The sequence below is a fragment of the Flavobacterium sp. genome, assembly GCF_043720215.1.
In the GTDB taxonomy this organism is placed as follows: Bacteria; Bacteroidota; Bacteroidia; order Flavobacteriales; family Flavobacteriaceae; genus Flavobacterium.
This window is the reverse complement of sequence record NZ_JAYSSZ010000207.1, coordinates 1-8,579: the sequence shown is the minus strand read 5'-3', so window position 1 is coordinate 8,579 and position 8,579 is coordinate 1. Positions and strand designations below refer to the sequence as shown.

Annotated in this window: 6 protein-coding genes and 1 pseudogene; all 7 read left to right on the top strand. The window is 33.3% G+C overall.

Going from position 1 to position 8,579, the window contains the following annotated elements; all coding sequences use genetic code 11:
• The coding region (locus ACHZC3_RS09535; protein ID WP_394759632.1) for an outer membrane protein assembly factor BamD at nucleotides 1–464 on the top strand (464 nt) is incomplete at its 5' end.
• Between the two features lie 7 nt (nucleotides 465–471).
• The gene (locus ACHZC3_RS09530; protein WP_394759631.1) at nucleotides 472–786 is read left to right on the top strand and encodes a DNA-directed RNA polymerase subunit omega; all 315 of its coding nucleotides are present in this window, start codon (nucleotides 472–474) and stop codon (nucleotides 784–786) included.
• Nucleotides 787–794: 8 nt separating this feature from the next.
• On the top strand, nucleotides 795–2,003 hold the full coding sequence (coaBC, locus tag ACHZC3_RS09525) for a bifunctional phosphopantothenoylcysteine decarboxylase/phosphopantothenate--cysteine ligase CoaBC (protein ID WP_394759630.1): 1,209 nt from the start codon (nucleotides 795–797) through the stop codon (nucleotides 2,001–2,003).
• Entirely contained in the window at nucleotides 1,996–2,883 is an 888-nt protein-coding gene (locus ACHZC3_RS09520; protein ID WP_394759629.1) for a DUF4835 family protein, read from the top strand. Before coaBC ends, ACHZC3_RS09520 begins: the two co-directional genes overlap by 8 nt.
• Before the next feature lie 9 nt (nucleotides 2,884–2,892).
• Entirely contained in the window at nucleotides 2,893–4,545 is a 1,653-nt protein-coding gene (gene recN, locus ACHZC3_RS09515; protein ID WP_394759628.1) for a DNA repair protein RecN, read from the top strand.
• Between the two features lie 59 nt (nucleotides 4,546–4,604).
• Nucleotides 4,605–5,795, top strand: coding sequence for an enoyl-ACP reductase FabV (gene fabV / locus ACHZC3_RS09510; RefSeq protein WP_394759627.1), 1,191 nt, complete (start codon nucleotides 4,605–4,607; stop codon nucleotides 5,793–5,795).
• A gap of 136 nt (nucleotides 5,796–5,931) precedes the next feature.
• Nucleotides 5,932–8,579 (top strand): annotated as a pseudogene (locus ACHZC3_RS09505) (hypothetical protein); the annotation flags it as partial.

The window sequence follows — 8,579 nt, the reverse complement described above, 5'->3', positions numbered from 1 at the left end:
AGTCATATTCACAATTATCCCCACTTTATTCGTTAGATCAAGTAGATACGGATAAAGCAATTAACAAGTTACAGGATTTTATCAATAAATATCCTAATTCTTCGTATTTAGCAGATGCAAACGTTGTCGTGCAATTATTGAGAGAAAAATTAGAGAAAAAAGCATTTGAAATTGCTAAACAATACAATACAATTGAAGATTACAAACCAGCAATTAAAGCTTTAGATAATTTTATAGCTGATTATCCTGGAACACCATACAAAGAACAAGCATTGTATTATAAGCTAAACGCATGTTACCAATTAGCAATAAATAGTGTGCCTTCAAAAATGGAAGAAAGATTAAACGTAGCAAAAGCGGCACAAGCAGCTTTAATTAGTTTTAATTCAAATACAGAATACAAAAAAAAGGCTGACGAAATGTTAGCTAAAATAGACAAAGATTTACAACAATTTTCTAAATAAAAAAGTCATGGATTTAAAAAAGACTACAGCTCCAGTAAACACAGTTACGTATAACAAAACAGTAATTGAAGAACCAACTGGAAATGTTTATGAGGCGATTACCATAATGGCTAAAAGAGCAAACCAAATTAATGCTGAAATTAAAAAAGAGCTAATCGAAAAATTAGAAGAGTTTGCTACTTATAACGATAGTTTAGAAGAAGTTTTCGAAAACAAAGAACAAATCGAAGTATCTAAATTTTACGAAAAATTGCCAAAAGCACACGCGCTAGCTGTTGAAGAATGGTTAGAAAATAAAATTTACTATAAATCTGAAAAATAAAACTACAGATGTCTATTTTAAGTGGTAAAAAAATAATACTAGGAGTTTCTGGTGGAATTGCCGCTTATAAATCAGCTTCATTAGTTAGGTTATTCATAAAAGCAGGAGCACATGTCCAAGTGATAATGACTCCTGCTTCTAAGGATTTTGTTACACCACTTACACTTTCTACACTGTCTAAAAACCCTGTTCATTCCTCTTTTTTTAACGAAGAAGATGACGATGCAATATGGAACAATCATGTAGATTTAGCACTTTGGGCAGATTATATGATTATTGCACCAGCAACCGCAAACACAATGTCTAAGATGGTTTCTGGTAATTGCGATAATCTACTTATTGCAACATATCTTTCGGCAAAATGTCCTGTATATTTTGCTCCTGCAATGGATTTAGATATGTACAAACATCCGTCAACTAAAACTAATTTTGAGGCTTTCGCCAAATATGGAAACATTATAATTCCGGCAGAAAGTGGAGAATTAGCCAGCGGACTTTCAGGTGAAGGACGCATGGCTGAACCTGAAAATATTATTGCTTTTCTTGAAAAAGATATAGAAAGTAAATTACCTCTAAAGGGAAAAAAAATATTGATTACGGCTGGACCAACTTATGAAGCCATAGATCCTGTTCGTTTTATAGGAAATCATTCTTCAGGAAAAATGGGTTTCGATATTGCTCAAGCAGCAGCAAATTTAGGAGCTCAAGTCACTTTAGTTTCTGGACCTACGCATTTACAAATTAAAAATTCGTTAATAAATTTAGTCAGAGTTACATCGGCTCAAGAAATGTACGATGTTTGTCATCAGTATTTTAGCAATTCAGATGTAATGATTGCTGCCGCAGCGGTTGCTGATTATCGCCCAAAAAATGTAGCAACACAGAAAATAAAAAAGAGCGAACCTACGTTTACTATAGAACTAGAAAAAACAAAAGATATTTTAGCATCATTGGGTCAAATCAAGAAAAATCAATTTCTAATTGGTTTCGCTCTTGAAACTGAAAATGAAATTGAAAATGCTAAATTGAAAATCCAGAAAAAAAACCTAGATTTGATAGTTCTTAATTCTTTAAATGATTCAGGTGCTGGTTTTGGAAAACCAACAAATAAGGTTACATTTATAGACAAGAATTTTAAAATTGAACCAGAAAATTTAAAATCGAAGGAAGCTGTAGCTATTGATATTGTAAATAAAATTGTTTCTCATTATGCGTAAAATAATTGGTCTTATAACACTATTATTTTTTGGTTTTGCACAAGCTCAGGAGCTAAATTGTTCTGTAAACTTTAATACAGATCAAGTTGGTGCAACCAATCAGCAAGTATTTAAAACACTCAAAAAATCGCTAACAGAGTTTGTGAATAACACAAAATGGTCAGGACAAAACTATAAAGGTTCAGAAAAAATAGAATGTTCATTCTTCTTTACAATTACAACTTTTAATGTTGATCAGTTTGAAGGAACGTTGCAAGTACAAGCATCAAGACCAGTTTATAACTCGACATATATGTCGCCAATTATAAATATAAACGACAAGGATCTTAACTTTACTTATGTAGAATTTCAAAATTTAACTTTCAATGAAAATTCATTTGATTCTAATTTAGTTTCAATAATGTCTTTTTATGCAAATTTAATAATTGGTGTAGATGCAGATACATTTGGACTGGAAGGCGGTTCAAAATCATTAGAGAATGCTCAAAATATTGCTAGCGTTGCGCAACAAAGCCAAATAAAAGGTTGGAGTCAATCTGAAAAAAATCAGAATCGATATTTTCTTATAAATGATATGCTTTCGCCAACCTATATTCCGTTTAGAAAAGCAATGTACGAATACCATTTGAAAGCTTTAGATTTAATGTCTAACAACCCAAAGGCAGCTAAAGAAAATATAAAGATTGCCTTAAAAACATTGACAGAAGTTTCCGATACTAGACCAAATGCTTACCTTTTGAGAGTTTTTTTTGATGCTAAAGCTGACGAAATATTAAGTGTTTATGCAGATGGACCAAAGATTGATGTTGCCGAAGTAATAAATTCGCTTAATAAATTGTCTCCAACAAATTCGAGCAAGTGGGGAAAAATTAGTTATTAATTTCTCATTATGCTAACGTCTTTATCTATAAAAAATTTCGCATTAATAGAACAGTTAGAAATGAATTTTTCTAACCAATTCTCTATTATTACTGGTGAAACTGGAGCGGGGAAATCGATACTTTTAGGAGCTTTAGGGCTGGTTTTAGGAAAACGTGCCGATTTAACTTCGCTAAAAGATAAAGATCAAAAATGTGTCATTGAAGCACAATTTGAAATCAATAAATACAACCTGCAAGATTTTTTTACAGCAAATGATCTCGATTATGAAGATACAACAATCATTCGTCGAGAAATTTTGCCATCGGGTAAATCTCGAGCATTTGTAAATGATAGTCCAGTAAATTTGACGGAATTACAAGACTTAAGTGATTTTTTGTTAGATATTCATTCGCAACATCAAACTCAAGAATTATCAAACGAAGAGTATCAAATTCAAATTCTTGATGCTATTGCTAATAATCAAAATTTATTGCAAGAATACAAACAAAATTTATCTAAATATAAATCGGCAAAAAACGAATTAAAAAAGCTTCAAACTGAAAAGGAAGCTTTGTCTAAGGAACAAGATTACAATTCATTTTTGTTAGAAGAATTGCTTTCGGCAAACTTAAAAGCTAACGAACAATCGGAATTGGAAAGTGTTTTTGAAAAATTGAATAATATTGAATTTATCAAAGAATCAATTGATAAATCTTTGGCTGTGACCAATGAAGAGCAAATAGGGATTATTCAAAACCTGAAAGAAGTAAAGATTTCGCTTCAAAAAATTGCAAGTTTATCATCAGAATATAATCAACTTTTTGAGCGAACTTCGAGTGTTTTAATTGAATTTGAAGATATAAATACTGAATTATTTCAACAAGCAGAAAAGTTAGTTAACGATCCAGAAAAATTAGATTTAGTTAATCAAAAATTGCAAACTATTTATGCGTTACAAAAGAAACATCAAGTAGAATCTGTTGAAGAATTGATGGTAATTCAGAATGATTTGGACAACAAATTAGTTTTAGTTGATGATTTAGAGAATCAAATTAAAAAGCTTGAAAACCAAGTTCAAGAAAACAGTCAAATTTTAAATAAAATAGCTTCAGAAATATCTAAAAATAGAAGCAAAGAAATTCCAGTTTTAACAGATCAAATAATTGAAGTTTTAGTACAATTAGGAATGCCAAACGCAAGATTTCAATTTGAAATTAAGCAAGTAGAAAGTTATCTAACTTCAGGAAAAGATGAAGTACAATTGCTTTTTTCTGCCAATAAAGGAACTGATTTTGGATTGCTTAAAAAAGTGGCTTCAGGTGGTGAAATGTCACGAATTATGTTGGCTGTAAAAGCAATTTTAGCTAATTATTCAAAACTTCCAACTATTATTTTTGATGAGATTGATACAGGAGTCTCAGGAGAAATAGCTCACAAAATGGGAGATATTATGAAAGGAATGAGTCATAAAATGCAAGTTTTTGCCATAACACATTTACCTCAAATTGCAGCAAAAGGAGATCAGCATTATAAAGTTTTTAAATCGATACAAGGAGAAAGTACTATTTCTGAACTGAAGTTATTATCTCAAAATGAGCGAGTTATTGAAATTGCCGAAATGTTGTCAGGAAAAGATATTTCAGATTCAGCACTTAATCATGCAAAGTCGTTGCTGAACTAAATTTTTATAATACTTTTGTTACTATCAAATAAACAAACTACGAATAAATAATAAAAAATATGATTATAGAGCCAAGAATGCGAGGATTTATCTGTTTGACTGCACATCCAAAAGGTTGTGAACAAAACGTAAAAAATCAAATAGCTTATGTTAAATCAAAAGGAAAAATTGAAGGGGCAAAGAGAGTTTTAGTAATTGGAGCATCTACTGGCTTTGGACTAGCATCAAGAATTACAAGTGCTTTTGGGTGTGATGCATCTACAATTGGTGTTTTTTTTGAAAAACCACCAACTGAAGGTAAAACGGCATCGCCAGGTTGGTATAATTCGGCAGCTTTTGAAAATGAAGCTGAAAAAGCAGGATTGTATGCAAAAAGCATCAATGGAGACGCATTTTCTAACGAAGTTAAGCAACAAACTATCGATTTAATCAAAAAAGATTTAGGTCAAATAGATTTAGTAATATACAGTTTGGCATCGCCAGTAAGAACACATCCAGTTACAGGAGTTACGCATCGTTCTGTTTTAAAACCAATTGGAAGTACATATACAAACAAAACAGTCGATTTTCATACAGGAAAAGTTACTGATATTTCTATTGCTCCCTGTGAAGGTGATGATATCGAAAATACTGTAATTGTAATGGGTGGTGAAGATTGGTCTATGTGGATGAATGCCTTAAAAGATGCAAATTTACTTGCCAATGGAGCAACAACAGTGTCGTATTCTTATATCGGATCATCATTGACAGAAGCAGTTTATAGAAAAGGAACAATTGGTCGTGCCAAAGATGATATGGAAGCAACTGCATTCTCTATTACAGATTCTTTAAAAGATATTGGTGGAAAAGCATATGTATCTGTTAATAAAGCCTTAGTCACACAAGCAAGTTCAGCTATTCCAGTAATTCCTTTGTATATTTCTTTATTGTATAAAACAATGAAAGAAAAAGGAACACATGAAGGTTGTATAGAGCAAATACAGCGTTTGTATTCGCAACGTTTGTATTCTGGAAATGAAGTTGCAGTAGATGATAAAGGAAGAATAAGAATTGACGATTGGGAATTAAGTGATGATGTTCAGGAAAAAGTAGCTAAACTATGGTCGCAAGCCACAACGGAAGCTTTACCAGATATTGGAGATTTAGAAGGTTATAGACATGATTTTCATAATCTTTTCGGATTTGGATTTGAAGGAGTTGATTATAAGGTAGATACTAATGAAATGGTAAATGTTTCAAGCATAGAATAATATAATTAAATACCTAGAAAAAAGCCACGAATGTATTTTGTGGCTTTTTTTTTGCATTTCATCGATTATTTATCTTGTAGATTAAAATAAGTGTAAAATTTTAACTAAATTGCTTGACTAATCAAATTTTTAAAACATGAAAAAAATTACTTTATTTTTAGCTCTTATGCTTGCTGTAGTTACGGGAAGTTATGGGCAAGTTGCATCTTATGCGTTTTCGCAAGGTGCAGGGACTTATACGCCAATTACTGGTGGAACAACAATTGCAAGTTGCACTAGTGGTGTTTCTGGTGTAGCAACGATGGATGACGTTATTTATAATCTGCCAGCCGCTACTATCCCTTTTTCTTTTGTATATGATGGGGTAGGTTATGATGGTTTGAATGTATCATCTAACGGATTCATTACATTTGGAGCTACTGCGCCTGCAGGCGGAACTTATACTCCTATTTCTCTTAATACTGCTTATGCTGGCGCTATTGCGCCTTTTGGTAGAGACTTAGAAGCAGGTTATGTTTTTACAGCAAATAGAACTCTTGGTTCTTTAGATCTTACAAATGTTTCTAATGTAGGGATACTTCAAGTGGGAGATTTTCTTACAGGAACAGGAATTCCGCTTACTACTACAGTAACGGCTATTGTTGGTACAACTGTAACAATGAGTCTAGCTGCAACTACTACCGGTACTGCTGGTACGGTACGAAGTGGAGGTTCATCCTCTAACATACAATATGTTACTGAAGGTGTTGCCCCAAATAGAGTATTTGTTGTACAATATTCAAATTTTAAACGATTTGGGACTACTTTAGGGACAGTTCAGCATATGAATTTGAATTTTCAAATTAGATTAAGTGAAACAACAAATGCTATTAGTATAGTTTATGGTAATTGTTCGCCAGGTTTATCGACATTCACTACAGTAAATCAGGTAGGATTAAGAGGTCCTGATACTAATTTTGCAACGAATGTGAATAATAGAAGAAATACAAAAGGGACAAATGATGACTGGGTAAATTCTCTTCAAGGTACAGTTAATACATCAGGAATGTTATTTAACAATGTGGCACCAGCAAATGTTGTTGCTACAGGTTTGACTTATACTTGGTCACCACCAATACCATGTTCAGGAACACCAACAGGAGGTACAGTAGCTCCAACAAGTTTAACTTTGTTGCCTGGAGCACTTCCAGGTAATTTAGCAGTTACTGGTTCATCGTCAGGTGTAACTGGTTTAACACTACAATGGGAAGAATCTGCAGATGGTATAGCTTATGTTAATGCTGTAGGTGGTACAGGAGCAACAACAACTGTATATACGCCACCTGCTTATACAGGAACACCTATTTTTTATAGATTAAGAATTACTTGTGCAAATTCAGGTATTATAGCTTATTCAACAGTATGCTCAATTGTATCTTGCCCAATTAATACAGTGCCTGCTACTGAAAATTTTGTAACATATGTACCAAGTTGTTGGCAAGAAGCCGATAACGGTGATTTAATTGCTGGTCCAGCTACGTTTGGAACAAGCGACGATTGGAATGTTGATGGTTTTGGTAATGTGGGTGCTACAGGCGCTATGGATATTAATATATTTACTACAGGTGCTAATGACTGGATACTTTCTCCTTTATATACTATTCCTGCAACAGGATATGAGTTAAAATTTGATGCTGCAGCAGTTCAATTTAATGCTACAACTGCACCAACAACACCATGGGAAGCAGATGATTTTATCGAAGTTTTAGTTTCTACTGGAACAACAAACTGGACAGTTTTACACACATACAATGACACAAATCAGCCATCTAACACAGGTACTACAAATATTATAGATTTAGATGCGTATGCGGGTCAAAATGTGCGTTTTGCTTATAGAGGTGTTGAGGGTGCAACAGATGGTGGGGCAGATATTGAATTTTCAATAGACAATTTTGAAATTAGATTATCACCAGCTTGTCCACAACCAACAGGTTTAGCAAGTGCTAATATTACAACAACTACCGCTGATATTTCTTGGAATGCTGTAGCTCCTAATTACGAATATGTTTTAGATCAAGTAGCTACAGATCCAGCTGGAGCAGGTACTCCAACAGCTGCTATTACATATAATGCAACTGGTTTAACACCAAATACAACTTATTATTTCCATGTTCGTTCTGCTTGTGGAGGTGCTAGTTTTAGTATATGGTCTACTATATCATTTACAACAGTGGCTTTACCACCTGCTAATGATGATTGTATAACAACACCGATTGTGTTAACAGCTGGAGGAATTTTTACAGATCAAGATATTGATGGTACAAACATAGGCGCTTCATTAAGTGCAGAAACTCCAATCCCAACTTGCGGAAACTTAAATTTTGCAACAGCTGCTAAAGATGTTTGGTATAGCGTGGTTGTTCCTGCTTCTGGTACAATTACAATTGAAACTGGAGTAGATTCATTAGGAAGTCCTGATGTAGATACTGTTATAGCTGCCTATACAGGTACTTGTGGAGCGCTTACTCAGGTAGGTTGTGATGATGATGGAGCAGCTACATTAGCTTTATCATTGATGTCATTAACAGGACTTACGGGTGGAGATACACTATTAATTAGAGCTTTTGGTTATGATGGTGCTACAGGGAGGTTTAGTATTTCAGCTTACGACGCAACTTTAAGTGCTCAATCTTTCGATTTAACTGGTTTCTCAGCTTATCCTAATCCTGTAAAAGATGTATTAAATTTATCTTATACTAAAGAAATTTCTAATGTGTCTGTACATAATTTATTAGGTCAAGA